The 25325-nt window shown below is 70.7% G+C and carries 27 protein-coding genes and 1 pseudogene; 12 read left to right on the top strand and 16 right to left on the bottom strand.

The features are described from left to right. Positions 1-86 precede the first annotated feature (86 nt). Positions 87-1088: a LacI family DNA-binding transcriptional regulator gene (locus AB0B45_RS09375; RefSeq protein ID WP_358127763.1), complete on the top strand. Its 1002-nt coding sequence runs from the start codon at positions 87-89 to the stop codon at positions 1086-1088. A 198-nt stretch (positions 1089-1286) separates the two neighbouring features. Here AB0B45_RS09375 and AB0B45_RS09380 read toward each other — a convergent pair whose 3' ends face one another. The 3 genes from AB0B45_RS09380 to AB0B45_RS09390 form a co-directional block, all read right to left on the bottom strand. Next, the gene (locus tag AB0B45_RS09380) at positions 1287-1631 is read right to left on the bottom strand and encodes an RNA polymerase-binding protein RbpA (RefSeq protein WP_358127765.1); all 345 of its coding nucleotides are present in this window, start codon (positions 1629-1631) and stop codon (positions 1287-1289) included. A 422-nt stretch (positions 1632-2053) separates the two neighbouring features. Next, positions 2054-2665, bottom strand: coding sequence for a hypothetical protein (locus AB0B45_RS09385; RefSeq protein ID WP_358127767.1), 612 nt, complete (start codon positions 2663-2665; stop codon positions 2054-2056). 566 nt (positions 2666-3231) lie between these two features. Beyond that, positions 3232-3732, bottom strand: coding sequence for a nuclear transport factor 2 family protein (locus AB0B45_RS09390; protein ID WP_358127768.1), 501 nt, complete (start codon positions 3730-3732; stop codon positions 3232-3234). Between the two features lie 76 nt (positions 3733-3808). Between AB0B45_RS09390 and AB0B45_RS09395 the strand changes: the two genes are divergently transcribed. Beyond that, positions 3809-4294, top strand: coding sequence for a helix-turn-helix domain-containing protein (locus AB0B45_RS09395; RefSeq protein ID WP_358127770.1), 486 nt, complete (start codon positions 3809-3811; stop codon positions 4292-4294). Between the two features lie 36 nt (positions 4295-4330). Here AB0B45_RS09395 and AB0B45_RS09400 read toward each other — a convergent pair whose 3' ends face one another. From AB0B45_RS09400 to AB0B45_RS09435, 8 genes are all read right to left on the bottom strand, one after another. After that, positions 4331-5458, bottom strand: a complete 1128-nt coding sequence (locus AB0B45_RS09400) for a hypothetical protein (RefSeq protein ID WP_358127773.1) — start codon at positions 5456-5458, stop codon at positions 4331-4333. A gap of 75 nt (positions 5459-5533) precedes the next feature. Continuing rightward, on the bottom strand, positions 5534-6898 hold the full coding sequence (locus AB0B45_RS09405; protein WP_358127775.1) for an MFS transporter: 1365 nt from the start codon (positions 6896-6898) through the stop codon (positions 5534-5536). 10 nt (positions 6899-6908) lie between these two features. After that, on the bottom strand, positions 6909-7709 hold the full coding sequence (locus AB0B45_RS09410) for a glycerophosphodiester phosphodiesterase (protein ID WP_358127777.1): 801 nt from the start codon (positions 7707-7709) through the stop codon (positions 6909-6911). A gap of 46 nt (positions 7710-7755) precedes the next feature. After that, positions 7756-8295 carry a TrmH family RNA methyltransferase gene (locus tag AB0B45_RS09415; RefSeq protein ID WP_358127779.1) on the bottom strand — a complete coding sequence of 180 codons (540 nt, stop codon included), beginning with the start codon at positions 8293-8295 and terminating at the stop codon, positions 7756-7758. After that, positions 8292-8882 (bottom strand): methyltransferase, encoded by a 591-nt coding sequence (locus AB0B45_RS09420; protein WP_358127781.1) that lies wholly within the window; start codon positions 8880-8882, stop codon positions 8292-8294. Before AB0B45_RS09420 ends, AB0B45_RS09415 begins: the two co-directional genes overlap by 4 nt. A 20-nt stretch (positions 8883-8902) precedes the next feature. Continuing rightward, a complete protein-coding gene (locus AB0B45_RS09425; RefSeq protein WP_358127783.1) occupies positions 8903-9850 on the bottom strand; it encodes a VWA domain-containing protein in 948 nt (315 codons plus the stop codon). Between the two features lie 40 nt (positions 9851-9890). Further along, positions 9891-10829, bottom strand: a complete 939-nt coding sequence (locus tag AB0B45_RS09430; protein ID WP_358127785.1) for a DUF58 domain-containing protein — start codon at positions 10827-10829, stop codon at positions 9891-9893. A gap of 43 nt (positions 10830-10872) precedes the next feature. Continuing rightward, positions 10873-11874, bottom strand: coding sequence for a MoxR family ATPase (locus tag AB0B45_RS09435; protein ID WP_358127787.1), 1002 nt, complete (start codon positions 11872-11874; stop codon positions 10873-10875). 74 nt (positions 11875-11948) lie between these two features. Here AB0B45_RS09435 and AB0B45_RS09440 point away from each other — a divergent pair, with 74 nt between their 5' ends. Continuing rightward, positions 11949-12689, top strand: coding sequence for a hypothetical protein (locus tag AB0B45_RS09440; RefSeq protein ID WP_358127788.1), 741 nt, complete (start codon positions 11949-11951; stop codon positions 12687-12689). 100 nt (positions 12690-12789) lie between these two features. On the opposite strand, the gene AB0B45_RS09445 is transcribed toward AB0B45_RS09440, so the two are convergent. The 3 genes from AB0B45_RS09445 to AB0B45_RS09455 all read right to left on the bottom strand — a co-directional run bounded on the left by AB0B45_RS09445 (position 12790) and on the right by AB0B45_RS09455 (position 15381). Next, positions 12790-13551, bottom strand: a complete 762-nt coding sequence (locus AB0B45_RS09445) for a TSUP family transporter (RefSeq protein WP_358127790.1) — start codon at positions 13549-13551, stop codon at positions 12790-12792. A 637-nt stretch (positions 13552-14188) separates the two neighbouring features. Next, the gene (locus AB0B45_RS09450; RefSeq protein ID WP_358127791.1) at positions 14189-14806 is read right to left on the bottom strand and encodes an ATP-dependent Clp protease proteolytic subunit; all 618 of its coding nucleotides are present in this window, start codon (positions 14804-14806) and stop codon (positions 14189-14191) included. Further along, positions 14803-15381, bottom strand: coding sequence for an ATP-dependent Clp protease proteolytic subunit (locus AB0B45_RS09455; RefSeq protein ID WP_358127793.1), 579 nt, complete (start codon positions 15379-15381; stop codon positions 14803-14805). The genes AB0B45_RS09450 and AB0B45_RS09455 overlap by 4 nt, the downstream gene beginning before the upstream one ends. A gap of 138 nt (positions 15382-15519) precedes the next feature. Between AB0B45_RS09455 and AB0B45_RS09460 the strand changes: the two genes are divergently transcribed. Together AB0B45_RS09460 and AB0B45_RS09465 are read left to right on the top strand one after the other, a co-directional pair. Beyond that, positions 15520-16701: a histidine kinase gene (locus tag AB0B45_RS09460; protein WP_358127795.1), complete on the top strand. Its 1182-nt coding sequence runs from the start codon at positions 15520-15522 to the stop codon at positions 16699-16701. Continuing rightward, positions 16701-17339 carry a response regulator transcription factor gene (locus AB0B45_RS09465; protein WP_358128368.1) on the top strand — a complete coding sequence of 213 codons (639 nt, stop codon included), beginning with the start codon at positions 16701-16703 and terminating at the stop codon, positions 17337-17339. Before AB0B45_RS09460 ends, AB0B45_RS09465 begins: the two co-directional genes overlap by 1 nt. On the opposite strand, the gene AB0B45_RS09470 is transcribed toward AB0B45_RS09465, so the two are convergent. Further along, the gene (locus tag AB0B45_RS09470) at positions 17316-18170 is read right to left on the bottom strand and encodes a DUF2268 domain-containing putative Zn-dependent protease (protein WP_358127797.1); all 855 of its coding nucleotides are present in this window, start codon (positions 18168-18170) and stop codon (positions 17316-17318) included. The genes AB0B45_RS09465 and AB0B45_RS09470 overlap by 24 nt on opposite strands. 80 nt (positions 18171-18250) lie before the next feature. On the opposite strand from AB0B45_RS09470, the gene AB0B45_RS09475 reads away from it, so the two are divergent. The 5 genes and pseudogenes from AB0B45_RS09475 to AB0B45_RS09495 all read left to right on the top strand — a co-directional run bounded on the left by AB0B45_RS09475 (position 18251) and on the right by AB0B45_RS09495 (position 21514). After that, entirely contained in the window at positions 18251-19207 is a 957-nt protein-coding gene (locus AB0B45_RS09475) for a YafY family protein (RefSeq protein ID WP_358127799.1), read from the top strand. Further along, positions 19204-20142, top strand: coding sequence for an inositol-3-phosphate synthase (locus AB0B45_RS09480; RefSeq protein ID WP_358127801.1), 939 nt, complete (start codon positions 19204-19206; stop codon positions 20140-20142). Before AB0B45_RS09475 ends, AB0B45_RS09480 begins: the two co-directional genes overlap by 4 nt. Positions 20143-20163: 21 nt before the next feature. After that, complete coding sequence (locus AB0B45_RS09485; protein ID WP_358128388.1) at positions 20164-20331, top strand: hypothetical protein; 168 nt, start codon at positions 20164-20166, stop codon at positions 20329-20331. After that, positions 20286-20533: pseudogene (locus tag AB0B45_RS09490) on the top strand (LuxR C-terminal-related transcriptional regulator); the annotation flags it as partial. The gene AB0B45_RS09485 and the pseudogene AB0B45_RS09490, both read left to right, overlap by 46 nt. 81 nt (positions 20534-20614) lie before the next feature. Further along, a complete protein-coding gene (locus AB0B45_RS09495; RefSeq protein WP_358127803.1) occupies positions 20615-21514 on the top strand; it encodes a hypothetical protein in 900 nt (299 codons plus the stop codon). On the opposite strand, the gene AB0B45_RS09500 is transcribed toward AB0B45_RS09495, so the two are convergent. Beyond that, positions 21499-22632 carry a UDP-N-acetylglucosamine--N-acetylmuramyl-(pentapeptide) pyrophosphoryl-undecaprenol N-acetylglucosamine transferase gene (locus AB0B45_RS09500; RefSeq protein ID WP_358127805.1) on the bottom strand — a complete coding sequence of 378 codons (1134 nt, stop codon included), beginning with the start codon at positions 22630-22632 and terminating at the stop codon, positions 21499-21501. The genes AB0B45_RS09495 and AB0B45_RS09500 overlap by 16 nt on opposite strands. A 109-nt stretch (positions 22633-22741) precedes the next feature. Between AB0B45_RS09500 and AB0B45_RS09505 the strand changes: the two genes are divergently transcribed. Continuing rightward, on the top strand, positions 22742-24274 hold the full coding sequence (locus tag AB0B45_RS09505; RefSeq protein ID WP_358127807.1) for a hypothetical protein: 1533 nt from the start codon (positions 22742-22744) through the stop codon (positions 24272-24274). 10 nt (positions 24275-24284) lie between these two features. Then, complete coding sequence (locus AB0B45_RS09510; protein ID WP_358127809.1) at positions 24285-25223, top strand: Ppx/GppA phosphatase family protein; 939 nt, start codon at positions 24285-24287, stop codon at positions 25221-25223. Positions 25224-25325: the final 102 nt, after the last annotated feature.

Below are 25325 nucleotides of genomic sequence, written 5' to 3' on the forward strand. Positions count from 1 at the left end.
ACCTGCTTTTATGGCCGGGAGCCTAGGTCGCTCCCGAATACCGCCGCAACAGTCGGCAACATGTTTCAGTGGTTTCTGGAGGGTCGATGTCAAGGCTGTCCGTCCGGACGATCGCCAAGCGCGTGGGGGTCAGCGCGGCGACGGTCAGCCGCGTCCTCAACGACCGCCCGGGCGTGGCCGAGGAGACCCGCGACCGCGTGCTGCGCGCCATGCGCGAGCAGGGCATGGTCGCGCCCGCGCCCGTCTCCGACCCCTTCGTGGGCATCATCGTTCCCGAGCTGGACAACCCCGTCTTCCCGCTTCTGGCCGGCGCGATCGAGACGAAGCTCGGCGCTCTCGGCGTGACCGCGATGATCGGCAGCTCCACCAAGAAGGGGCCGACGGAGCTGGACTACATCGCCTCCCTGGTACGGCAGCGCATCCAGGGCCTGGTCCTGATCTCAGGACGGCACGCCAACCCCTCGGCCGACCACGGCTTCTACTGGCAGCTGCACCAGCGGCACCTGCCGATGGTCCTGGTCGGCGGGCACGTCCCCGACCTGCCGGTCTCCACCGTGACCACCGACGAGGCGGCCGGCGCCGCGATGGCCGTCGCCCACCTGCGCTCCCTCGGCCACACCCGCATCGGCCTGGCGGGCGGCCAGGCCTACCTGCGGCCCTCGCAGAACCGGCTGAACGGCTACCGCAGGGAGATGCGCAAATGGTTCGGCTCCGTCGACGACGCGCTCTACGCCGAGACCGACTACTCGCTGACGGGCGGGCACGCCGCCGCCCAACGGCTGCTTGCGGCCGGCGCGACCGCGATCGTCGCAGGCAGCGACCTGATGGCGCTCGGCGCGCTCGCCGCGGCCCGCCAGGCGGGTCTGTCCGTGCCGGGGGACCTCTCCGTGATCGGGTACGACGACTCGTACCTCGCCTCGCACAGCAACCCGCCCCTGTCGACCGTCCATCAGCCCATCGAGCAGATGGCCGGCGCCGCGGCCAACGCGCTGTGGGAGCGCCTGCAGGGGTACCACACGCCCCACGTCGACCACGTCTTCCCGCCCACCCTCATCGCGCGAGGATCGACCGGCCGCGTCAGGAACTGAGCATCCGCGCCCTCGCGGCCTCGGCGGCTCATGGGTGCGGTCGAGCCGTGGGCCTTCGGGCGGCGTCCACTCGGCCACGCGCAGCCCGCCGCACGGCGTGACCCCGCCCTGGCGCGAGCGGCCCTCGGTGGCTTTCAGGGCAGCAAAAACGCCCCGGACGGGGAGGTCCGGGGCGTTCCAGCGTCACCGTGTCGGAGGTCAGGCGCTCTTGCGTCGCTGCGCGCGAAGGATCGCCAGCCTCTCGTTGAGAACCTCTTCCAGGTCCTCGATGGACCGCCGCTCCAGCAGCATGTCCCAGTGTGTCCTCGGGGGCTTCGCCTTCTTTGCCTCCGGCTGCTCGCCGTCCACGCGGACCGCGGTGACGCCGCACATGCGGCATTCCCAGGTCGCGGGGATCTCTGCCTCGGCTGCAAGCGGAACCTCGAAGCGATGCCCCTTCGAACAGGTGTAAGACACCTCCTGGCGCGGGGCCAGATCCGTGTTACGGTCGTTCTCGTAGCTGGTTGCCCCGAGCCTGGTGCCACGAAGTGCGCGCTCGCCCATGTTTAATGCCTCCTACAGGGCCCCATCGTGAGGGGTCTGTCTCCCACGGTGTCTAACGCTTGATACCGTGAGTGGATTCCCACCCAAGGGGTGATCCAATCGCGGTTTTTGCGATGAGAGCCGACTCGGCCGGGCTGTGAGCGCCTGGCGAGATCGTCGGCGGACACGCCAAGCCCGGCAATCGACCGCGGATCAGCCCTCTGGCCTCGGCATGCGCCTCTCTCACCGCCTCCCGGCCTGCCACGCAGTCCTCTGGAGTGGCACCTCGTCCCGCCGCTCCACTTCTTGGATCGTTCCCTCGAACGCGCTCCACGGCCCTGCCATTCCGGGGTTCCCTCACCCCTGCGCCACGTCAGGCTCGCGCCTCCGCGGCTGTCCCGCGCCCCGTCGGTCGTCGGGCGGGGGTTTCGGATCCTCGTGCCTCAAGCGGGCACGCCGGCCTTCGCGCGTCCCCTGGCCAGAGCGATCGCCAGCCACACCCCGCCGACCGCGATCAGTGCGCCATGGGCGATGCGGATCGCGTAGACCGGCGCGAAGAACTGTGGGATGAAGAGTGCGAACCCCACCGCCAGCGGCACCGCACTCCACGCGGGCAGCGTGCCCGAGCGCCACACCGACACCGCGGTCATGATCGTGCCGATGCCCAGCAGCGCCAGGCCCAGCGCGAACATCGTCACCGCCAGGGCGCCGTAGCGGAACTCTGTCGCCAGCTCCATCAGGGCGGGCGTGTTGTCGCGGAGAGCGCGGTTGGCGATCACGTTCAGACCGAAGTCCTCGGCGCCGTAGTAGGGGAGCGTCAGCCCCGCGCCGATCCAGGTGACCACCGTGGCCCTCAGCGAGAGCCGGTCCTTCAGCAGTTGGTGGATCCCGAGCGCCGCCAGGCCGAGAAGGATGAACCCGATCATGGCCGCCAGATGGCCGAACACCCACGCGGTGGAGGACATGGCGGCGGCGTCGTCCCCTGACGGGCGGACGGCCGGGTAGACGAGGAAGAGGACCCCGGTGATGGCGTAGGACGCCTGGGTGAGCTTCACGAGAACTCCATGCGAAGGGGGGAAGGTGCTCTGTTGTGAGAGCAATGCTCTCCTTTGGGGGCAGCGTTGTCAAGAGCGGTGCTCTCTATGGGGATTGCTGCTCTGTGCGCGAGACCGCGCGCTCAGGACGGCCGCATGAAGAGGTCGCGGAGCGGTGCCGGAACCACGGGATCGATATGCGTTTCTCAGAGGGGGCCGAGCGGCACGCACGCTTGGCTTCGTGCGCCTGCCCCGAAGGGCGCCCGGGCCTCACGACTCGTGGGCGCGCCTCCGGGGAATCGTTCGCCCAGGAACCTCCGACTCGGCCGCTCGGTCGGCGAGGCCGTTCCTTGCACCGTCGCATGGTCTCGATGAGTGAGCCCGCTGTCGTGGAGCGGACGTGGATCTCCCCACCCGCGCGGCTGAGGACCTTACGTTGACCCAGAGGCTCGTTCAGGGTGACGGTCACGGGCCGCGCCTGAAGGGGGCGCCCGGCGTCCGCGCGGGTGGGGCTGACGGTTGTGCCACTGCCGCCGCCGTCGTGGCCGAGGTGCGGTGGTGAGCGCGCGGCACTCAGTGGCACGTCCTCATCGGGTCGTGCGCCGCGACGCTGCGGTGACGAGCGGTACGAGGGTCTTGTCGCCGCTCTCCGTCATGAACACCAGCGGCCCCGCCGCCACGCCGACCAGCGCGGCGACGCCCTTCCTGCCCTGTGCCCTCGCCAGTCCGGGTCCGAGCGCGGCCATGAGCCTGGTGAGGGCGGGCAGTGGGCGGACGAACATCGTGATCTCGGTGATCAGACCGTTCTCGTCGAGCTTGAGCAGTACCGACTCCTCCATCGTGTGGCCGTCGAGCGTGGTGGTGGCGGCGAGCATGCGGGTCCTGTCGTCGCCCACGTCGGTGTGGTAGCGGAGCTCGCCGATCGAGGCGAACACGACGCCGAACAGGGTGCGCAGTTCGTCGTGGCCCTGGAACGCGGCTCGGGCGCTGAGCGGGGAGTGGAAGACCACTTCGGGGGCGAGGGTGGACATGAGCGCGTCGAGGTCCTTTCTCTCGCCTGCTTCGCGGTAGCGGAGTGCGGTGTTCATCCTTGACCCCCAGGAAAGGTTAGTCCTGAAACTGAACTGACATGAGTTCACTTTAGCAACTGACTATGCTGGGGTCATGAACAGGTTCGGGGAAATGCACTGCTCGATCGCCCAGGCGGTTGGCGTGATCGGCGAGCCGTGGACGCCGCTGATCCTTCGGGACCTGTTCCTGGGCGTGCGCAGGTTCGACGAGCTCGCGGAGGACCTGGGCATCTCACGCAACCTGCTGACGGCCAGGCTGGAGCGGCTCGTCCAGGCGGGCGTGGTCGAGAAACGGCCCTACCAGGAGCGTCCGGTGCGCTACGAGTACCACCTGGGCGAGGCGGGCCGGGAGATCGTGCCCGCGCTGATCACGCTGATGGCGTGGGGCGACAAGTGGTCGACCCCGCCCGGCGGCCCTCCGGCGCTGCTGCGGCACTCGTGCGGGGAACTGTTCACGCCCGTGGTCACCTGCCCGCACTGCGGCGGCGAGGCGAGCGCCGACACGATCACCGTCCAGGGCGGCCCCGGCGCCGCCCAGGGCCCGGGCACGATGGTCCTGGCAGCGCCCTCCGCACCCTGAGCCTGTTTCAGGCGTGGATCACCGGTTGAGCCGGCCCTAGCCGGGGAGCGTGGCGGCTTCGGCGAGGGCCGCCGCCGCCTCCTCGGGGCGGTCGAGCTGCTCCAGGCAGGCACTCAGGGTGAGCAGGGCGTCGTGCAGGTCCTGCTCGGCTCGACGGACCTCCTTCCGCGAGGACTTCAGCTCCTCGCGTCGCCGCTTGAGCAGGTACGCCTCGGAGTAGCGGTGATCGTCGTCCCAGTCGTCCTCCGCCTCCAGCTCCCGGTGCCGCTCCTGATGAGCGCGCCCCCTGTCGCGGTAGAGCTGTACCGCTTCCTCGCCGGCGGTCAGCGCCGCTTCCGGCGCCCCCAGCGCGAGCAGGCGGACGCCGAGGTTGTGCCAGGCCCCTGCCTGGTAAGTGTCACGCTTACGGCGCCGCATCTTTCCCATCGCCTCGACGATGCACGCGTGCGCCTGTTCGATCTGCCCGCTCCGGACGAGCCGTTCGCTGCACAGGTCCAGCGTCTGGAGGAATTGAACCGTCGAGTCGGCCTGTCGCCACCACGCGGCCATGACCTCGGCGCTCACCTCGGCGGCTTCGGCGACGCGGCCGACCTTGTCCAGGCGATCCGCATAGGCCGTCAACGCGTGGATGAGCTCGAAGCTCGCCGATGTGGCCCCAGCGTGCTGTAGCCTTCCGCGGGCCTCGGTCACCGCCTCGGCCGCGGACTCCACCGCCTCCTGGTCGTGGCCGAGCCTGGCGAGGAGCAGCGTCCGCCAGTAGCGCGTGTCCGGGGCCTCTGCCTGCGCGGATCGGTTGGTTTCCGACAGCCGCAGGAGCTCCTCGACAACCTCGAGTGCTTCCTCATGCCGCCTGCACTCCACGAGGCTGCGGCGTAACGCAGCCAAGGCGTGGACGATCCGGTCAGCGAAAAAGCCCGGTTGGACGGCGGACAGAGTGCGATAGACCGCCAGTTCTTCCCGGCGAGCCAGGCAGGCGAGATCGTCCCATCCCAGCTCGGTCAGCCATTTGGCGAGTCGGCCCAGCGACTCGGGTAAGCGCCACATGTCCGGGGATCGCCCACGCAACCGCCTGACCTGCTCGAGCTCGTCCCTGGCCCACCGCACGGTCTTGTCCGGCCGGACCACACCCCCGTAACGGGCTGGATCCACTGGACGTTCGAGCATCGCAGGCTGAACCACTTCAGCGTCACCACGACCCATTCAAAGATCATCTCAGAAGTGATCACCCGGGTGTCCACCTTAGACCTTCTCCGGCACCTCGTTGCCTGCCGCGCGGATCGCCTTGGGCAGGTTGACCGCTGCCAGCAGCACGCCGCCCAGGATGAAGAAGATCACCAGCGAGACGATGCCGAGCCGGTAGCTGTCGGTCAGCTGAAGCGCCAGGCCCAGCGTGAACGAACCGAGGAAGGTCGAGCCCTTGTCGCTGATCTCGTAGAGGCTGTAGTACTCGGCCTCCTTCCCGCGCGGGATCACGTGCGAGAACAGCGAGCGCGACAGGGCCTGCGTGCCGCCCATGACGATCGCGATCGCGAAACCCAGCGCGAAGAACGCCGTGGCCGACCCCTTGGGCAGGAAGTAGGCCACGCACACGACCGCCGTCCACGCGACCAGCGCGGCCAGCACCACCCGCTTGGCGCCGAACAGCGAGGCCAGGCGGCTGAGCAGGAGCGCGCCGCCGAACGCGACGAACTGCACCATGAGGATGGCGCCGATCTGCACGTCCTTGTCGAGCCCCAGCTCCTGGTCGGCGAACGTCGCGGAGAAGGAGATGACGGTCTGCACGCCGTCGTTGTAGAGCAGGTAGGCCACCAGGAAGGCCAGCGTGAGCGGGTAGCGCCGCAGGTCCATCGCCGTCCTGGCGAGCTGGCGGAAGCTGCCCGCGACCGCCTGACCCGCCGACTCGCCCCGCTCGGCCGCCGTGCGCCGGTTGCGCAGCCGCAGCAGCGGGATGATCGTGAACCCGCCCCACCACAGCCCGGCCGAGCTCAGCGCGATGCGCGCCGCGGTGCCTCCGTCCAGGCCGAACGACTCCGCCCGCAGGAACAGCACCAGGTGTACGGCCAGCAGCAACCCGCCGCCGAGGTAGCCGAAGCCCCAGCCCATGCCCGACACCCTGTCGCGCTCGGCCGGTGTGGCGATCTCGGGGAGGAAGGAGTTGTAGATGACGAACGCGCACGCGAACCCGATGTTGGCGACCAGGAACAGCGCGCCGCCCAGCAGGTAGCGCCCGTCGCTGACGAACCAGAAGCAGACGGTCGCCGCCGCGCCGAGCATGGCGAAGAAGCCCATCAGCTGCTTCTTGCGCCCCGTGTGGTCGGCCAGCGCGCCCGCGATCGGCATCAGCACGATCTGCAGCACCGCCGCCACTCCGACCACGAAGGAGTAGTAGGCGCTGGGCCGTACGTCGAAGCCGAGCACGTCCACGTACGGCGCGCCCGCCGCGGCGGTCTTGGCGATGTCGGTCAGGTAGGGCCCGAGGAAGACCGTCAGCACGGTGGTGGGGAACGCGGAGTTCGCCCAGTCGTACCAGTACCAGCCACGCTGCTCTCGGCGGCGGGCGGCGGGGGAGTCGTCGAGGACGGCAGGGGGTGGGGGGACTGCCAAGGCAGGGCTCCTAGGCTGCGAGCTGGCCGGGGTGCCAGAGGCCGCGCCGGTCGAAGACGTCGCGCAGGCCGGAGATGTTGTCGGTCATGATGCCGTCGACACCCAGGTCGAGCAGCTGGTTCATGCGCAGGGTGTCGTTGATGGTCCACACGTGGACCTGCATGCCGAGCGCGTGCGCCGTACGCACGAGGGAGCGGGTGGTCACCCGCAGCCCGCGGAAGCCGATCGGCACCTGCGCGCACGGCACGCCCGAGCGAGCCAGGCGGGCGAGGACGCGGCCGTAGCCCGAGGTGGTGGCCGCGGCGCGCAGGGCCGCGACGCCGCGCGGGCCGAGCGCCGAGCAGACCTCGCGGCCCATCGCGGCGCGAGCCCTGGCCAGCCGTTCGTCGGAGAAGGAGGTCAGGCAGATCCGGTCGAAGGCGTTGGTCCGCCTGACCATGGCGGCCAGCGGCTCGATCGTGCCCGCCTCCTTGACGTCGATGTTGAACCGCGCCTCGGGGAAGGAGCCGATCAGGTCCTCCATCAGGGGGATGTCGTGCACGCCGCCGATGCGGGCCTGCCTGACGAACCTGTAGGGCAGCTCGGCGATCTTGCCCCGATGGTCGGTCACCCTGTCGAGGGTGTGGTCGTGGAAGGCAAGCAGCACGCCGTCGGAGGTCGCGTGGGCGTCGGTCTCCAGGTAGGTGTAGCCGAGCTCGACCGCCCGCTCGAACGCCGCGGAGGTGTTCTCGAGCCCTTCGAGGGCCCCGCCGCGATGCGCGAAGGCCAGCGGGCCTGGATGATCGAGAAAGGCGAAACGACGGCTGAACACAGGCCGAGTATGCCGGTTGTGAGCCCGGCACGTCATGTCACCCGGGTTACGACTCGGGCAATTTACTCCATTCCTGACGGCGGGCCTCGGACAGGGCGATAGCTGCGGCCACACCGACGTTGAAGGAGCCGACCTTGCCGACCTGAGGGATGTAGGCGGCGAGGTCGGCGGCGTCGAGCAGCGCCGGGGAGCAGCCGTGGTCCTCGCTGCCGACGACCAGGCACACGTCGCGATCGAGGTTGGTCCTGTGCAGGGGCTGAGCCTCGCCGGTCAGCTCGATCGCGATGACGGTGTAGCCGTCGTCCTTGGCCTCGCGCACCGCGTCGAGCACGGGCACGGCGTCCTTCCAGGCCACGAGCCTGTCGGTGCCGAGCGCGGTCTTGCCCGCCTTCGGGTTGGTGGGCGGCGTCGCGTTGCCCGCCAGCCAGATCTGGTCGACGCCGAAGGCGGCCGCGCTGCGGAAGATCGAGCCGATGTTGAACGGGCCCGTCACCGACTCGATGATCATCGACAGTCGGTTCCCCGTGCTGCGACGCCACGTGCGGTTGAGCCGCTTGACGTCGGTCGGGCGCAGCTGCTTTCTCATCGGGTCACCTTCAGGATTCGGTACGCGGCGCGGGAGGTGTGGCGGGTGGCCTGCCACCCCTGGTCGGACAGCCAGCGCTGCAGGGAGTCGGAGCCGAGGTGCTTCTGCACCACGAGGTAGGCCACCCCGTCGGGGGTCAGCCTGGTCAGCCAGCGGGTCAGCATCTCGTGCATGGCCTGCTTGCCGATGCGGATCGCCGGGTTCGACCAGATCGCCGCGAAGCGCACGTCCTCGGGCACCTCGTCGACGTGCGCGGGCCGTACCAGGGGAAGGGCGGCGACCTCGGCGTTGCGCCGGGTCAGCTCAAGCGAGCGGCGGTTGACGTCGACGGCCCAGACGGCCGCCCCCGGCGCGCGGGCGGCCATGGTCAGCGCGATGGGACCGTAGCCGCAGCCCAGGTCGAGCAGGTCGCCCTCCTGCGGAGGCTTCGGCACGCTCTCCAGCAGGATGCGGGTGCCGAGGTCGATCCGGTCAGGGGAGAAGACGCCCCTGTCGGTCTCCAGCCGCAGGTGCAGGTCGGGCAGGACCAGGTCGACGGACGCGGGTCTGCTCGCCGCCTTCGGCTGCTCCTCGAAGTAGTGGGCCACGTGGGAAGACGTTACCGCCCTCAAGGAATGCGATGGCCCAGCAGGATCGCCGCGGCCGCCACGAGCAGGCCGGCGACGATCGCCGCGACGATGAAGTACTGGCTGATCTCCTGGCTGACGGTCTTGAACCCGAGTGAGGTGCCGATCTGCTCGTAGACCTCGCGCAGCTCGGTGCCCGACTCGGCGGCGTAGGCGCGGCCCGAGGTGCCCTCCGACAGCGACTGCAGGGTGGCCTTGTTCACCGGTACGGTCACCGGGCGGCCGTCGATCATGACGGTGCCGTCCTGCGTGCCGTACGCGATGGTCGAGACCGGCACCCGCGCCTGCTTGGCGGCGTCGACGGCCTCGTTCACCGAGCGCCCCGAGGTGTTGTCGCCGTCGGACAGCAGCACGATCGCGGCGGGCGGCGGATCGGTGGCCGCGCGCTGGTCGAAGGAGCGGATCGACTCCAGCGAGTTGAAGACCGCCTCGCCGATCGCGGTGCCCGGTCTGGTGGTCAGGTTCGCGATCGCGGTCACGACGGCCGGGCGGTCGGTGGTGGGGGAGATGACCACGTTGGCGGAGCGCGCGAAGGAGACCAGGCCCACGTTGAAGCGCTCGGGCAGCCCGCGCACGAACGACTGCGCGGCCGTCTTGGCGGCGGCGATGCGGCTGGGCTGCACGTCGTCGGCGTCCATCGACAGCGACACGTCCAGCGCGACGATGATCGTGGCCCTGTCGCGCGGCACGCGCACCTGGTCGGCCGGCCTGGCCGCGCCGACGACCAGCAGGCTCATCATGATGAGGAACAGCACAGGGGCGATGTGCCGCCGCCAGCCGGGAGCGCTGGGGGCGACCAGCGACAGCAGGGCCAGGTTGGTGAAGCGCACGGTGTAGCGGCGCCGCCTGAACTGCGCGGCCACGTACACCGTGACCACCAGCGCCACCAGGGCGAACAGCCACAGATACGTCGGCGCGAGGAACGTCACGAACCCTCCCGCGCCGGGGTGCTTGCCGCGCGATCCTCGCTCACGAACCCGCCCTCCGATGTGCCAGGTGCGTCATGCGCCGCTGGCGTAGTGCGAACTGCGCGATGTCGAACACCCAGTCCCGGTCCGTGCGCAGCACCAGGTGAGCCACCCCGGCCCTGCGCAGCGCGGCCCGGGTGCCCTCCCGCTGCAGGGCAGCTGCCTCGGCGTAGGCGGCGCGCACCCGCGGCGAAAGGTGTACGTCGCTTACGTGCCCAGTCTCCGGGTCTGTGAACGCCACAGCACCGACGTCCGGAAGCTCCAGTTCGCGGGGATCCATGACCTCCACCGCGAGCACCTGGTGCCGGGCGGCCAGCCGCCGCATCGGCCGCTCCCACTCGCGCTCGGCGTCGGGGTCCAGGCTGGGGCGGGCGTCGAGGAAGTCGGAGACCACCACCCGCAGGCCGTGCCGCCTGCGCATGGCCGCCAGCACGTCGATGCCCTCCGCCAGCTGGGGAGCGTCGGGTACGGCCCGGCCGCGCGGCGCGTCGAGCAGCGAGTGCAGCAGGCCGTACAGGGCGGGGCGGCCGGTCCTCGCGGGCATCCGGTGCAGCGCGTCGTCGTGCAGCACCAGCGCGCCGAACCGGTCGCCCATCCTGCTGGTCAGGAACCCGATCGCGCCGATCGCCGAGACCACCAGGTCCCGCTTGTCGGTCTCGGCGGTGCCGAAGTCCATGCTGGGCGACAGGTCGGCCAGCGCCCACGTCTCCAGCTCCCTGTCGGAGATCAGATCCCGCACGTGCGGGATCGTCGTGCGGGCGGTCACCGCCCAGTCCATCCGCCGCACGTCGTCCTCACCGGGCACGTACACGCGGCTGTCGCCGGCCTCGCTGCCGGGGCCCGGCAGCAGGCCCCCGTGCTGTCCGTGCAGCAGGCCGTCCAGCTTCCTGGTGATCGTCAGCTCGAGCCTGCGCAGGGCCTGCTCGGCCTGGTTCGTCACGACGCCCCCTTCTCCTGTCGCTCCGGTCCGTCCGGCGCGCGGGTCACCTGTTCTGGTTCCAGACCACGAGCGGCGGCGGTACGGCGTGCAGGATCTGCTTGATCACGTGCTCGGGGTCGATGCCGTCGGCCAGGGCGTCGAAGGTGAGCATGAGCCGGTGGCCCATCACGTCCACCGCCACGTCGCGCACGTCGTCGGGCAGCAGGTAGTCGCGCCCGCGCAGCACCGCCAGGGCGCGGCCGGCGGCGACCAGGCCGAGCGTGGCGCGGGGGCTGACGCCGACCTCGATCGTGTCGGCCAGGTCCGGCATGCCGTACTCGGCGGGGGTGCGGGTGGACATGACCAGGCGCACCACGTAGTCGGCGACCAGCTGGTGCACCGAGACCTGCTCGGCCTGCCGCTGCAGGGCCAGCAGCCGCTCGGGGTCGAGGATCGGCTCGGGCACCGGCGGCGCGACGCTCATCCTGTGCAGGATCTCCATCTCCTCGTGCGCGCTCGGGTGCGGCACCCTGACCCTGAACAGGAACCGGTCGCGCTGCACCTCGGGCAGCGGGTAGACGCCCTCCGACTCGATCGGGTTCTGCGTGGCCAGCACGATGAACGGCTTGGGCAGCGGATGCGTGATGCCCGCCAGTGTGACCTGACGCTCGGCCATCACCTCCAGCAGCGCGGACTGCACCTTCGCGGGCGCGCGGTTGATCTCGTCGGCGAGCAGGAAGTTGACGAACACGGGGCCGAGCTCGACGTCGAACTGCTCGCTGGAGGGGTGGTAGACGCGGGTGCCGACGATGTCGCTCGGCACCAGGTCGGGAGTGAACTGGATGCGGGCGAACGTGCCGCCCACCACCGTGGCCAGGGTGGAGGCGGCCAGCGTCTTGGCCACGCCCGGCACGCCCTCAAGCAGGCAGTGCCCGCGGGCCAGCAGCGCCACCACCAGGCGCTCGACCATGTGATCCTGTCCGACGATGACGCGACGGACCTCCTCAAGGGTCTGACGCAGCACGGCCGCGTCGGTACTCGTCGACAGCTCTTCGGCAGTGCTCATGTGTGCTATTCCACCAAACAAGGCTTATAGGTGCACGACCCGGCGCGCCGGGTATACGTGCTTTGATGACTCGCATGGCCGTTCCGCTGCAGTACGGTGACCCGCCGCGCCTCGGTGGGTTCGCCGTGCAGGCCAGGCTGTCCACCGCACCGGCGGGCCTGGTCTACCTCGGCCAGGCGGCCGACGGCAGGGCGGTGTCGATCGCGCTGCTCACCAGAGGGGCGGCGTTCGACCCCTCGGCGCGCGAGCGGTTCGTCACGGCGATCCGCGCCGCCTCGGGAATGCGCGGGTGGGTCGCGAGGGCCAGGAGCAAGAGCGTCGGAGGCGACGGGCCGCCCGTCATCGCCGCCGAGCTGGGAGAGGCTCCGTGGGTGGCCGTGCCGTACGTACCGGGGCGGCCGGGAGCGGAGCGCTTCCTCGAGCCCGTACTGGTGGGCGGCACGCTGATCGGCGAGGTGCACGGGCCCGACTTCGTGCCGTACTGGCTGGCCGACCGGATGCCCGCGCTTCCCGCGCCGCCACGGCCGCGCGCGCCCCTCACCGAGACGCGGACCAGGGTGCTGGTCGCGGCCGGGGCGCTGGCGCTGCTGCTGGTGCTGGGGGCGGTGATCGCGCTGCTGCTGTTCGGCGGGGACGACGACAGCTCGCCGATGCCCCGGCCGTTGCCGCCGACGGAGTTCGTGCCGAGCCCGCCGCCGGTGCCAGTCTCGCCCGAGCCGCAGGAGCCCGAGCTGAGCCCCTCGCCCGGCGAGACGGGCAGGAGCACCCCGGGACAGTCGCCCGGCGACGACAACGGCGAGGGCAACCCGATCTGACCCCCGCCTCTGCCAGACCATGCCGTGCCAGGCCCAGGCCCGAGGCCGGGTCAGCCTGGGGCGGCTTCAGCCGGTCTTGGCCAGTCTTGTAAAGTCTTGGTCAGGCGAACTGTTGCCAGCCGAGTCTGGCCACCATCGCCACCACGACGCACAGCAGCACCACGCGGACGAACCCGGTGCCGCGCTTGAGCGCCATGCGCGCACCCACCTGGGCCCCGGCGATGTTGCAGGCCGCCATGCCGAGCCCCAGTGCCCACAGCAGGTGGCCCTGGTAGCCGAAGACCAGCAGCGCGCCGAGGTTCGTGCCGGTGTTGATGATCTTGGCGGTGGCGGACGCGTGGACGAAGTCGAGCCCGAGGATCGTGGTGAACGCGATGATCAGGAACGTGCCCGTCCCAGGGCCCACGATGCCGTCGTAGAACGCGATCAGCACGCCCGCCGCCACGATGGCCGCGCCCACCCTCGCGCGGGTGCGCAGGTGCGGCTGGGGGAGCGCGCCGAAGGAAGGGCGCAGGGTGACGAAGGCCGCCACGCCGAGCAGGACGACCATCACCAGCGGGCGCAGGACGTCGGAGGAGATGGCCGCTGCCGCCGACGCCCCGAGCCCTGAGCTCAGTACGGCCAGCACACCCGCGGGGACGGCCACCTCGCGGTCGAGCTTGGTCGTGCGAACGTAGGTGACGGCGGCGGAGGCGGTGCCGAAGATGGCGGCCAGCTTGTTGGTGGCGATCGCCTGCACGGTCGGGACTCCCGCGACCAGGAGAGCGGGGAGCTGGAGCAGCCCACCGCCGCCGACGACGGCGTCGATCCAGCCCGCTCCCGCGGCGGCCACCAGAAGCACGACGACCTGTTCCAGCGACACGCCTGCCACTCCCCCCGCTTACGCCACAAAACGCAAAGCAGGCTACATGTCCTGACATTTCCGACCCCGTCCCGGGTGCCATCACTCGAGCCCCGCGAGAGAGCGTTCTGAGGGGAAGAAGATCGGACGGGAGGAAGCGGTGGATCGCACCATGCCCCTTGGAGCGAGGCCGGGGATCGGATCGTGCCTGCTGGGGTGAGGCTGGGAGCGGATCGCGTCCGTTGGGGTGAGGCGGGGCGGGATCCGGTCCCGGCGCGGCCCATCTTGCGCGCCGGGACCGGTGTGGGCGCCCGCTGTGACCGGCGAGCGCCCCGCCCTACCCCCGTTGGACCGGCTCCTCTCCGAGCCCCGGGAGCCGTGTGACATTCGGTCTTCCCGAGCCCCGGGAGCCGTGTGACGTCCGATCTTCCCGACCCCGGGGAGCCGTGTGACGTACTTCGGCCCGGAACCTCGGAAGCGCAGGATGCCCCACCTCCCGAAACCCCTGGAAACCCGCGTCAGGCGCCTCGTCGTGGAACCGGAACCCTGGGGAAAACCGCAGGGCGCCCTGCCTCCCGGCCCCTGGAGAGCGGGTGACGAAGCTCGGTCCGGGGCTCGGGAGGAAGGGCCGTGCGGTGACCGAAGGAGCCGGGGTGGCTCAGGCGGGGGTGAGGGTGCGCTTCCTGCCGGCGAAGATGTCGTCGATCAACCCGTAGGTGCGCGCCTGCTCGACCGTCATGAACCGGTCCCGCTCGATGTCCTTGCGGATGTCGAGCGGTGTCCGCCCCGTGTGCCTGGCCAGGATCTCCTCCTGCTGGTCGCGCATTCGCAGGATCTCCCTCGCGTGGATCTCCAGGTCGCTCGACTGTCCCCTGCTGCCGCCCTCGGTGGCCGGCTGGTGGAGCAGGATGCGCGCGTGCGGCAGCGCCGCCCGCTTGCCGGGAGAGCCCGCCGCCAGCAGCACCGCCGCCGCCGAGCTCGCCTCGCCGATGCACACCGTCTGGATCTCCGGCCTGACGTACTGCATCGTGTCGTAGATCGCGGTCATCGCGGTGAACGAGCCGCCGGGCGAGTTGATGTAGAGCTGGATGTCCCGGTCGGGATCGAGCGACTCCAGAGTGAGCAGCTGCGCCATCACGTCGTTGGCCGAGGTGTCGTCAATCGGCGTGCCGATGAAGATGATCCGGTCCTCGAACAGCTTGTTGTACGGATTCATCTCCTTGACGCCGTAGCTGGTGCGCTCGACGAAGGAGGGCAGCACATAGCGAGCGTTCATCGCTTGATCACTCCGTTGGCGTGGGCGACCACATGGTCGACGAATCCGTACTCCTTGGCCTCGGGGGCGGTGAACCAGCGGTCCCTGTCGGAGTCCTCCCGGATGCGCTCCACAGGCTGGCCCGTGTGCTGAGCGATCAGCTCGGCCATCAGCTTCTTGGTGTAGAGCAGGTTCTCCGCCTGGATCTGGATGTCGCTCGCCGTGCCGCCGATGCCGCCGAGCGGCTGGTGCATGACGACCCTGGCGTGGGGCAGCGCGTAGCGCTTGCCCGGCGTGCCGCCGCTCAGCAGGAACTGCCCCATGGAGGCGGCGAAGCCCATCGCGACCGTCGCCACGTCGCACGGGACGAACTGCATCATGTCGTAAAGCGCCATCCCGGCCGACACGGAACCGCCGGGTGAATTGATGTAAAGAGTGACGTCGCTGACCGGGTCTTCGGCGGCCAGCAAAAGCAGTTCGCCGCACAGGCGATTGCAAATGTCGTCGTCGACCTCCTGGCCGAGAACGATAATGCGCTCCTTCAGCAGGCGCTGGCTGAGCTGCTCAGGCCAGGCCGTGCGAGTGGTCTCCGTCATCAGCACACCTTTCTCTCGCGTTATGAATGCGACGTTATCGAGAAGGGCTTAATTGCGGCGCCGACTTTCTCCGTGAGCATATTTCGCTAAAAGCACATTCTGCTGGGAGTGAATGAACGTCGACATAGAATGGGATCTGTGAGATGGAGACTCCTCGCCCGAAGATGGGCCTGCCTGATTCTCGGCGGGGCGCTGCTGATGCCGTACATGATGATCGGAGTGCTGGTCAGCGGCACGCTCGCCGGTCGCGGCAGCGGGGCGCAGCTGCTCTTCCCCGTCGACGTCCTGGTCTACGTGGCGGTGCTGCCACTGGTCGCGGTGACGGGGTTGTTCCTGCCGCTGCGGGCCTTCGAGGTGTCGGCGGCCGAGGGGCTGCTCGGCGCGAAGGTCGGCCCGGTGCCCGGCGGGCGGCGCACCTGGGGGGAGCGGCGGCGCACCGCGCTGTGGTTCACCCTGCACCTGGGGGTCGGCGGGCTGATGAGCGGGATCACGCTGGCGGTCGTGCCGTTCATCGTGTGGCTGTTCGCGGTGCCGTTCACCGGCGACACGCTCGGCCTCCTCGGCGGGAACGCGCCTCTCGCGTGGATGCCCGCCGCCGGGCTGTCGATCGCGGTGGTCCTGGTCACCGTGGTGGCGGGCGCGGGCGCGCTGCTGGCCAGGCTGGCGCCAGGGCTGCTCGGCCCCTCGCCCGCCGACCGGCTCGCCGTCGCCGAGCAGGAGGCCCGCAGGCTGGCCGAGCGCAACAGGCTGGCCCGCGAGCTGCACGACTCGGTCGGCCACGCGCTGAGCGTCGTCACGCTGCAGGCCGCCGCAGCGAGCAGGGTCATCGAACGCGACCCGGCGACCGCCAGGACGGCGCTCGAGGCCATCGAGCAGTCGGCGAGGTCCGCGCTCGAGGATCTCGACCACGTGCTCGGCGTGCTGAGGGACGACGCCCAGACGCGCGCTCCCCAGGCGACGCTCGCCGACCTCGACGAGCTGATCCGCGCCTCGGGCGCCGACGTGCGGCGGGAGGTCGGCGACCTGTCCGCCGTACCCGCCGTGGTCTCCCGCGAGGCCTACAGGATCGTGCAGGAGGCGCTCACCAACGCCATCAAACACGGACAGGGCACAGTACGGCTGGCCGCCGCCGTACAGGACGACCATCTGAGCATCGAGGTCACCAACGCCCCTTCCGCCAGAAGCGGAAGGGGCGGCGGCCGGGGGGTGGCGGGCATGAAGGAGCGGGTCGGGCTCCTGCGCGGCACCCTCCACGCGGGTCCGGGGGAGCGGGGCGAGTGGCAGGTGTCGGTACGGCTGCCGCTACGGTCGGGTACGTGATGCTGAAGGTCGTGATAGCCGACGACGAGGACCTCATCCGCACCGGGCTGCGGATCATCGTCGACGCCGAGCAGGATCTCACCGTCGTCGGCGAGGCCGCCGACGGCGCGGAGGTCCTCCCCGTGGTCCGCAGGGAGCGCCCTGACGTGGTGCTGATGGACGTGCGCATGCCGCGCGTCGACGGCATCCAGGCCACCAGGCAGCTGGTCGGGCTGCCCGAGGCGCCCAAGGTGCTCGTCGTGACGACGTTCGAGAACGACGACTACGTCTACGACGCGCTGCGGGCGGGCGCGAGCGGGTTCCTGCTGAAGCGGACCAGGCCCGACGACCTGGTGCGGGCCATCAGGGTGGTCGCGGCCAACGACACGCTGCTGTTCCCCGCCGCGATCAGGGAACTGGCCGCCCGCAGGAGGCCCGCGAGCGAGGTGGCAGGCATCGGCAGGCTGACCGGGCGCGAGGGCGACGTGCTGCGGCTGATGACCAGGGGGTTGTCCAACGGCGAGATCGCCGCCGAACTCGTGGTCAGCCAGGAGACGGTGAAGACGCACGTCGGCAACGTGCTCACCAAGCTCGGCGCCCGCGACCGCACCCAGGCCGTGATCGCCGCCTACGAGTCAGGCTTCGTCTCCCCAGGTTGACAGGATCTCGGCGGCGGGCAGCCCCGTGCAGTCCACGACGCTCCTGCCCGTCGCCCTGAGGTGGGCGTCGACCAGGCGCAGCCCCGCGGCGTATCCGGCCAGGTCGGGGATGCCGCGAGGCTCCTGGCCGAACCTGGTCCCGGCCGTGTCGCCGAGCACGTAGGCGGACGTGACGCCCATGCCCTGCATGCCGAGGTCGGCGACGATCCTGCCGAACACCTCGTCGTCGAGCGGGCGGGCCGACCACGGGCCCATCGCCTCGGGGCCCGACAGCTCGCGCACGAACGCCTCCGCCAGGCCCTCGGCGATGACGTGCTCGCCGACGGTGACGGTCGCCGGATTCCACTCGACGTTGCGGAAGCGGACGTTGTGGTGGAACTCGTGCACCGCGCAGTGCGCGATCCTGCCGATGACGTCGTCGTCCGGCCAGGCGATGAGGTAGAGCCAGTCGCCCGCGCCGCCCATGCCGTAGTAGCCGCCCGTGACGTTCATGAGGTAGTCGTCGTCCGGGTCGCCCATGACGAACATCACCTGGATGGTGTCGGGGCCGTCGAAGCCGCTCAGGGAGTCGGCGGCCTTGGCGAGCGTGCGCTCGATCTGCCCGCGGACGTCCTGGTCGATGAGCTTCTGTACGGCAGGCAGATAGCGGGGGTCGTCGCGGTCGACGCGGAAGCCCGCGCCCCGGTGGTGGATGTCGACGATGTCTCCCGGCATGGGGATGGCCGAGCGCATCGGAGCGAGCATGGCCGACAGGAGGGCGGGGCGCTCCTCGATGGGGCTCCCCAGCAGCTCGGCCATGGCGCGGAAGGTGTCGTGGACGATGATTTCCATGGTGGGGACGGTAGGGGCTCCCGTTACGTGAGGCTCAAGCCCTTTATGACGGGAGCCGGTGAGGGCGGGAGAATGGGGGCATGCGTGCCAGCCGCCTGCTCTCCCTCCTCCTGCTGTTGCAGACGCGTGGCCGCATGACCGCCACCGAGCTGGCCGAGGAGCTCGAGGTGTCGATCAGGACCGTCTACCGCGACGTCGAGGCCCTCTCGGCGGCAGGCGTCCCCGTCTACGCCGACCGCGGCCCCGCCGGCGGCTACCAGCTCCTGGACGGCTACCGCACCAGGCTCAACGGCCTGACCGCCGCCGAAGCCTCCTCCCTCTTCCTCGCCGGCCTCCCGGGACCCGCCGCCGAACTGGGCCTGGGAGAGGTGGCGGCCAACGCCGAGCTGAAGCTCCTCGCCGCCCTGCCGCCGGAGCCGCGCTCCCAGGCCGCGAGGATGCGCGAGCGCTTCCACCTCGACGTGCCCAGCTGGTACCGCAACGCCGACGACGTCCCCCACCTGACCGAGGTCGCCGAGGCGGTGTGGGACCAGCGCCCCCTGCGCATGACCTACCGCCGCTGGGGCCAGCAGGTGGTGGAGCGGGTGATCCACCCCTACGGACTGGTACTCAAGGGCGGCTCCTGGTACATGATCGCCGCCCCGTCCGACGGCGCCCCGCGCACCTACAGGGTCTCCCGCGTCCTCACGGTGGAGACGCTCACCGGCTCGTTCGAGCGGCCCCACGGCTTCGACCTGGCCGAGTTCTGGGGGGTGTACGCCAAGGAGTTCCGCGAGAAGATGTACAAGGCCGAGGCCGTCATCAGGGTCGCGCCCGGCGCCGAGAGCCTGCTCGACTACACCATGAGCACCACGATCGAGCTGCCCGAACCCGACCAGGACGGCTGGCGCACCGTCACCGTGCCCATCGAGTCGATCCCCCACGCCCGATGGCTGCTGCTGCGGATGGGCGCGAGCGTCGAGGTGCTGGCTCCAGCCGAGTTGCGCGACCTGATGCGGGACACCGTGGCCGAATTGGGCAAGATGTATGGTTCATGAGCACTGTGAACGTCGCCCTCATCGGCATCGGCAACTGCACCTCCTCGCTGGTGCAGGGCGTGGAGTACTACCGCGACACCGACTACCCCGAGTGCGCGGGCTTCGCCGTACGACAGGTGGCCTTCACCGCGGCCTTCGACGTCACCCCCGAGAAGATCGGCAAGGACCTGTCGGAGGCGATCTGGGCCGCGCCCAACAACGCCGACGCCTTCGCCGACGTGCCGTACCTGGGAGTGCGGGTGGAGGAGGGCATCCTCGGCGAGGACTTCGGCGACCTCGACGGCGCGCGGGGCGACAGGACGCCCGCCCAGGTCGCCGACGTGTTGCGGGCCACGGGCACGCACGTGGTGGTGAGCTTCCTGCCCGTCGGGAACCAGCGGGCCACCGAGCTGTACGCGGAGGCGGCGCTGCTGGCCGGGTGCGCGTTCGTCAACTGCATGCCGGCCGTCCTGGCCCGCGACCCCGAGTGGGCGCGCAGGTTCGAGCAGGCGGGGCTGCCGCTGGTCGGCGACGACCTCAAGAGCCAGTTCGGCTCGACGCTCGTGCACCGCGCGCTGGTGGACGCCCTGACCGCCGGAGGGGTGCGGCTGCGCAACACCTACCAGCTCAACGCGGGCGGCAACATGGACTTCCACGCCATGCGCGACCCCGCCAGGATGGCGGGCAAGAAGGTCACCAAGGCCCAGGGGATGTCGGCCGAGGGCAACGTCCACGTCGGCGCCGAGTACATCCCCTTCCTCCAGGACCGCAAGGTCGCCTTCATCAGGCTGGAGGGCGAGGCGTTCGGCGGCACTTCCCTGGAGATCGAGCTGCGCATGTGCGTGGAGGACTCGCCGAGCGCCGCGGGCAACACCCTCGACGCCGTACGGCACGCCGCACGCGCCATGCTGGAGGGCCGCGGGGGCGTGCTCGACCTGGGCCTCATGAAGGCCTGAATACCGCGCAGGTTGGACGCCGTGATCGTCTCCACGGTCATGGCGTACGGCAACCAGCCGCACGCCCGCCCGCTCGACGCGCTCGGTCCCGTGCTGCCGTCGGCCACCGCGGTCGGCCTGGCCTGGCTGAACGACAGGCCCGCTACGTCTACGAGGCGCCGCGGGCGGGGGCCGGCGGCTTCCTGGTGAAGGACGCGGAGCCGGGCGAGCTGCGCCAGGCCGTCAGGGTGGCGGCGCGGGGAGACGCGCTGCTGTCACCGGGAGTGACGCGGAGCCGGCGACGGTGAAGACGCACGTGAGCCGGATCATGGCCAAGCTCGGCCTGCACGACAGAGCGCAGTTGGTGGTTCTCGCCCATGAGAGCGGGCTGATCCGGCCCGGCGGCGTATGATCGCCCCCGTGACGGGGGAAACGTCCGATCGAAAGCGTGAACCCTTCCGCCATCTCGACGGCTGAGCTTATGATCCAGGGAATGTCGGGACAGGACGTGGCGGTCGTGGTCGATCCTGGCGTGCCCGAAGAGGTGGCCTGGACGTTCAAGGCGAACGCCCAGCTGCTGTCCCGCATCAAGGCCGGATGGCGGCCGCGACCCGAGCCCGATCCCGCGCCCGGCAGCCCGTTCGGCGCCGTCGCGCTCGTGGGCGCTCCCCTGATGCTCGCACTGGCGATCGTCTTCATCGTCGCGGGCTCGATCAAGCTGGCCTTCCTCAGCTTCAGCGTGGTCGTGTGCCTCTTCCTGGCCAAGGTGCTCTCCCCGCGCTCGCAGCCCGACGACGAGCGCACCGACGAGCACGAGATCTTCGAGCAGGCCCGCTGGTACGACGGCCGCTACCACCTGCCCGAGGACTTCGACCCCGAGGCGCTGGCGCTGATGATGCGCACCCAGCGGGCCGTCAACTCCGTGCTCGGCTCCCACGTCAACGCCGAAGGGCTGCTCGACGACGTGCGCAACGCGGTCATGCTGCCCCAGCAGGAGTGGGAGATCGCCCGTCTGCTGGCCAAGCTGTCGGCCCTGCGCGCCGAGCACAACCAGCTCATCGCGCGCGGCGTCGCGCCAGAGGTGGCCCAGGCCGTCCAGCCGCTCGAACGCGCGCTGGCCAACAGCGAGGCGGCGGTCGTGGCCAGGGTCGAGGCGCTGGAGCGCTACGCGGGCCACGTGGCCGACGCCGAACGCGCCTACCACGCCCGCGGCCAGATCGAGGAGCTGCGCGCCCGCCTGCCCCGCTACGAGGAGCTGGTGGCCGAGTCGGGCGCGGACGGCTTCGCCGTCCCGGAGATCTCCAGGCTGGCCGACGACGCCGACCAGTTGGAGGAGACGCTGCGCAGGAGCGTGGGCGAAGCGCACGAGGCCTTCCGTTACCTGGACGGCTGAGCGACCTCCAGCAGCAAGTCGGCCAGCGCCTCCGCCGCGTCGACCCTGCCCAGCTTGTGGGCCGCCTCGGCCATCGCGGCACGCAGCGCCGGGTCGGCCAGCAGCGGCATCAGCTCGGCCAGCAGCAGCTCGGCGGTCGGGTTCGGCTCCAGCAGCGCCTTGGCCGCACCGGCGGAGGCCAGGTAGGAGGCGTTCTTGCGCTGCTCGTCGCCGCCGGTCGGGATGAGTGGGACGAGTACGGCGGGCTTGCCGATCGCCGTCAGCTCGGAGACGGTGCCCGCGCCGCTGCGCGCGATGACGACGTCCGCGGCGGCGAACAGGTCGGGCAGCTCGGCGCCGACGTAGGGCACCGGGTGGTAGCGGTCGGCCAGCTCGGGCGGCAGCGCGATGGCGCGCATCTGCTCGATCCACGCGGGCCCGCACTGGTGGATCACCTGCGCGTACGGCAGCAGCCGCGGCAGGATCTCCGCGAGCATCGTGTTGATCTGCTTGCTGCCCTGCGCGCCTCCCGTCACGTAGATGAGCGGCACCTCGAAGGTCAGCCCGAACTGGTCGTAGGCCGCGGCCCTGTCGCCGTGGAGCAGCTCGGGCCGTACCGGGTTGCCCGTCACGACCGCCCTGTCGCGCACCGAGGCGGGCAGGTGGTCCAGCGACGACTCGTGCGAGAGCGCGATGCGGGTGGCCATCCTGGCCAGGATGCGGTTGGCCAGGCCGACGACCGTGGTCTGCTCGTGCATGACCAGCGGGCGGCGCAGCAGCTTGGCCGCCACCCCGATGGGCACCGCGACGTAGCCGCCCGTCGACAGCACCACGTCGGGTTTGTAGCGGGCCGCGTGGCCGATCGCCTGCATGACGCCCATGGGGATGCGGAACAGGTCGGCCAGGTTGGTGCCCAGCTCACGCAGGCTCGGGCGGCGGCGCAGCTTGCCCGTGGTGATCGCCTTGAACGGGATGCCGTGCTCGGCGGTGATCCTGGCCTCCAGGCCGCTGGCCGTACCGACCCAGAGGACGTCGTGGGGCAGGCGTCGCCGCTGCACCGCGGCCAGGGTGGTCAGGGCGGGATAGGTGTGGCCGCCGGTGCCGCCACCGGTCACCAGCAGACGAAGGGTTCGTGTCACGAGGTCAGAGTATTGCGGCGCGGCCGGACAGTCGCGCCCCGGTCGGGTACCCGCCGGTCGGGGCGAACCCTCGAGTGTCACGCCCATCAGGAAGGGTATTCGCCCAGATATGCCGACAATCACCCAGGGCGACCTGTTTACCGCGACGCTGGAGGTCCTGGAGCATCCGCCGCTCGGCGTGCCCGCCCTCGACGCGGGCCCGCGCGAGGCCGTCGTCCGGCTGGCAGGCCAGAAGTCGCTCGTGCGGATCCTCGACGGAGCCGAAGGACACGACCTCGATCTGGCGCTGCCCGGCGGCTACCGGCACCGGCACGGCAAGCTCAGGCTCACCGCGCACCGGCTCACCCGGGACGTGCTCGCCATCAAGGCGGGCGAGCGCAGGATCGCCCTGCTGCGCCTGCGCGACAGAGCCGTCGGAATGCCCGACTTCGACCCCGAGGGCAACCACCATCCCGCCCTCCGGCCCACCAGGCCGCTTCGAATGCGGCGCGGTAGGACGCTCGGCAGGACCTCGCCCTGGGAGACGCTGCGGCTCGCCGCGGAGGTGGCGCTGCCGATCGTCGTCCAGGGCGTCATCCTGCGGCGCCCGCTCGGCGTCCGGCTCGCCGCCATGGCCAGGGCCGACCAGCGGGCCAACCGGCTGCTGGCCAGGCTGCGCGAGCGCCACGACGGCGGACCCCTGCTGGTGCGGATCCCCCTGCGCGGCTGGGCGGTGATCCCGCTGACCGGCGACGACGTACGGCGGACGCTGCACGGCGCCGAGTTCACCCCTGCCAACAGGGAGAAGCAGGGGGCGCTCGGCCACTTCGAGCTCGACGCCGTCCTCATCACCAGGGACCCCGAGCTGCGCGCCCAGCGACGCGCCTTCAACGAGGAGGTGCTCAGGCCCGACAGGATCGCCGAGGCCGTGCGCACGAAGGTCGCCGACGAGGTGGCGACGCTGCCCACGCGGGGAGTGATCTCCTGGCCCGAGTTCCACGCGGCGCACTGGCGGATCGCCAGGCGCGTCGTGCTCGGCGACTCGGCCCGCGACGACGAGCAGCTCACCCTGCTGCTGGACCGGCTGCGCGGCGACGCCAACTGGTCCTACCTGGTGGCGCGCCGCACCGACGCGCGGGGGGCCTTCCAGCGGCGGCTGGAGGCGCACCTGAGCAGGGCGGAGGAGGACAGCCTGGCCGGCGTGCTGGCCCAGACGCGCGCCGATCCCGCCGTGCATCCCGAAGGCCAGGCGCCGCAGTGGCTGTTCGCCTACGACGCCGCCGGCATCGCGGCATGGCGGGCGCTGGCCTTGCTGGCCGGCCAGGAAGGGCCCAACGACGCCGAACGCCTGCGCGCGGCGCTGCTGGAGTCGCTGCGGCGCTGGCCCACGACGCTGGCCATCCTGCGCGACACCACGGCGCCCACGACGTGGCGCGGGGTCACCGTGCCCGCGGGCAGCATGGTCGCGGTCGTCACGTCTTTCATCGACCAGGTGCCCTTCAGCGACGGGCCGGCGAGATGCCCGGGGGAGGGGCTGGTGATGCTCACGGCGACGCGCGTGCTCGAGGAGATCCTCAGGGAGCGAGAGGTCAGGGTGATCGGGAAGCCGCCCCTGCTCGACCACTTCAGGCTCCGGTTCACCGTACGGCCGCGCGAACGATAGCGTTTCGCCCATGCGACTCGGCGTTCTGGACATAGGCTCCAATACCGTTCACCTGCTCGTTGTGGACGCGCACAGGGGAGCCCGGCCCATCCCCGCCTATTCCCACAAGGAAGAGCTGCGCCTCTCGGAGCACATCGAGGACGGCGATCACCTGTCGAAGAGGGGCATCGAGCGGTTGGGCGCGTTCGTCGCCGAGGCGTTGCAGATCGCCGAGGACAAGGGCGTCGAGGACTTCATGGCCTTCGCCACCTCGGCCGTCAGGGAGGCCGCCAACGGCGAGGACGTGGTGGCCCGGATCAACGCCAGTTGCGGAGTGGACATCAAGGTCCTGTCGGGCCAGGAGGAGGCGAGGCTGACGTTCCTGGCCGCGCGCCGCTGGTTCGGCTGGTCGTCGGGCAGGTTGCTCACCCTCGACATCGGCGGCGGGTCGCTGGAGATCGCCGCGGGCATGGACGAGGAGCCCGACGGGGCCGCCTCCCTGCCGCTGGGCGCGGGGCGGCTGACCCGTGACTGGTTCACCGCCGACCCGCCCTCGTCCGACGAGGTGCGCAAGCTGCGCAAGCATGTGCGTGCCGAGATCGCCCGGAGGGTCGGCGACGTCGTCAAGTACGGCGTGCCGCACGCCGCCGTCGCCACCTCCAAGACCTTCAAGCAGCTGGCCAGGATCGCCGGAGCCCCGCCCTCCAGTGACGGCCCGTACGTGTCGCGCTCGCTGACCAGGGCCGCCCTGGCCGAGTGGGCGGTGAAGCTGACGAAGATGGGCGCCGCGGAGCGGGCCGGGCTGCCGGGCGTCTCCGAGGGCCGCGCCGCCCAGCTCGCGGCGGGGGCCATCGTGGCCGACGCCACCATGGACCTGTTCGAGATCGACAGGCTCGACGTGTGCCCGTGGGCGCTGCGCGAGGGTGTCATCCTGCGCCGCCTCGACCTGCTCCCAGGCCGGCTGGGCTGAGTCCAAGGTGGGATCGACCTGGACAGGTCGCCCGGAAACGACACTTCTCTAGATAGCTGCATGAGCTAGTCGATACCGGGCAGCGCCTACGTCATGTTGTGG

It is taken from the genome of Nonomuraea sp. NPDC049152 (assembly GCF_040648355.1).
In the GTDB taxonomy this organism is placed as follows: Bacteria; Actinomycetota; Actinomycetes; order Streptosporangiales; family Streptosporangiaceae; genus Nonomuraea.

Excerpts from the sequence above, each read along its gene's own strand:
- AB0B45_RS09375 (WP_358127763.1), top strand. The coding sequence starts at position 87 with ATGTCAAGGCTGTCCGTCCGGACGATCGCCAAGCGCGTGGGGGTCAGC.
- AB0B45_RS09440 (WP_358127788.1), top strand. The coding sequence starts at position 11,949 with ATGGCCGTTCCGCTGCAGTACGGTGACCCGCCGCGCCTCGGTGGGTTC.
- AB0B45_RS09455 (WP_358127793.1), bottom strand. The coding sequence starts at position 15,381 with ATGACGGAGACCACTCGCACGGCCTGGCCTGAGCAGCTCAGCCAGCGC.
- AB0B45_RS09465 (WP_358128368.1), top strand. The coding sequence starts at position 16,701 with ATGCTGAAGGTCGTGATAGCCGACGACGAGGACCTCATCCGCACCGGG.
- AB0B45_RS09495 (WP_358127803.1), top strand. The coding sequence starts at position 20,615 with ATGTCGGGACAGGACGTGGCGGTCGTGGTCGATCCTGGCGTGCCCGAA.
- AB0B45_RS09470 (WP_358127797.1), bottom strand. The coding sequence starts at position 18,170 with ATGGAAATCATCGTCCACGACACCTTCCGCGCCATGGCCGAGCTGCTG.
- AB0B45_RS09400 (WP_358127773.1), bottom strand. The coding sequence starts at position 5,458 with ATGCTCGAACGTCCAGTGGATCCAGCCCGTTACGGGGGTGTGGTCCGG.
- AB0B45_RS09390 (WP_358127768.1), bottom strand. The coding sequence starts at position 3,732 with ATGAACACCGCACTCCGCTACCGCGAAGCAGGCGAGAGAAAGGACCTC.
- AB0B45_RS09435 (WP_358127787.1), bottom strand. The coding sequence starts at position 11,874 with ATGAGCACTGCCGAAGAGCTGTCGACGAGTACCGACGCGGCCGTGCTG.
- AB0B45_RS09475 (WP_358127799.1), top strand. The coding sequence starts at position 18,251 with ATGCGTGCCAGCCGCCTGCTCTCCCTCCTCCTGCTGTTGCAGACGCGT.
- AB0B45_RS09510 (WP_358127809.1), top strand. The coding sequence starts at position 24,285 with ATGCGACTCGGCGTTCTGGACATAGGCTCCAATACCGTTCACCTGCTC.
- AB0B45_RS09505 (WP_358127807.1), top strand. The coding sequence starts at position 22,742 with ATGCCGACAATCACCCAGGGCGACCTGTTTACCGCGACGCTGGAGGTC.
- AB0B45_RS09450 (WP_358127791.1), bottom strand. The coding sequence starts at position 14,806 with ATGAACGCTCGCTATGTGCTGCCCTCCTTCGTCGAGCGCACCAGCTAC.
- AB0B45_RS09395 (WP_358127770.1), top strand. The coding sequence starts at position 3,809 with ATGAACAGGTTCGGGGAAATGCACTGCTCGATCGCCCAGGCGGTTGGC.
- AB0B45_RS09415 (WP_358127779.1), bottom strand. The coding sequence starts at position 8,295 with ATGAGAAAGCAGCTGCGCCCGACCGACGTCAAGCGGCTCAACCGCACG.
- AB0B45_RS09480 (WP_358127801.1), top strand. The coding sequence starts at position 19,204 with ATGAGCACTGTGAACGTCGCCCTCATCGGCATCGGCAACTGCACCTCC.
- AB0B45_RS09380 (WP_358127765.1), bottom strand. The coding sequence starts at position 1,631 with ATGGGCGAGCGCGCACTTCGTGGCACCAGGCTCGGGGCAACCAGCTAC.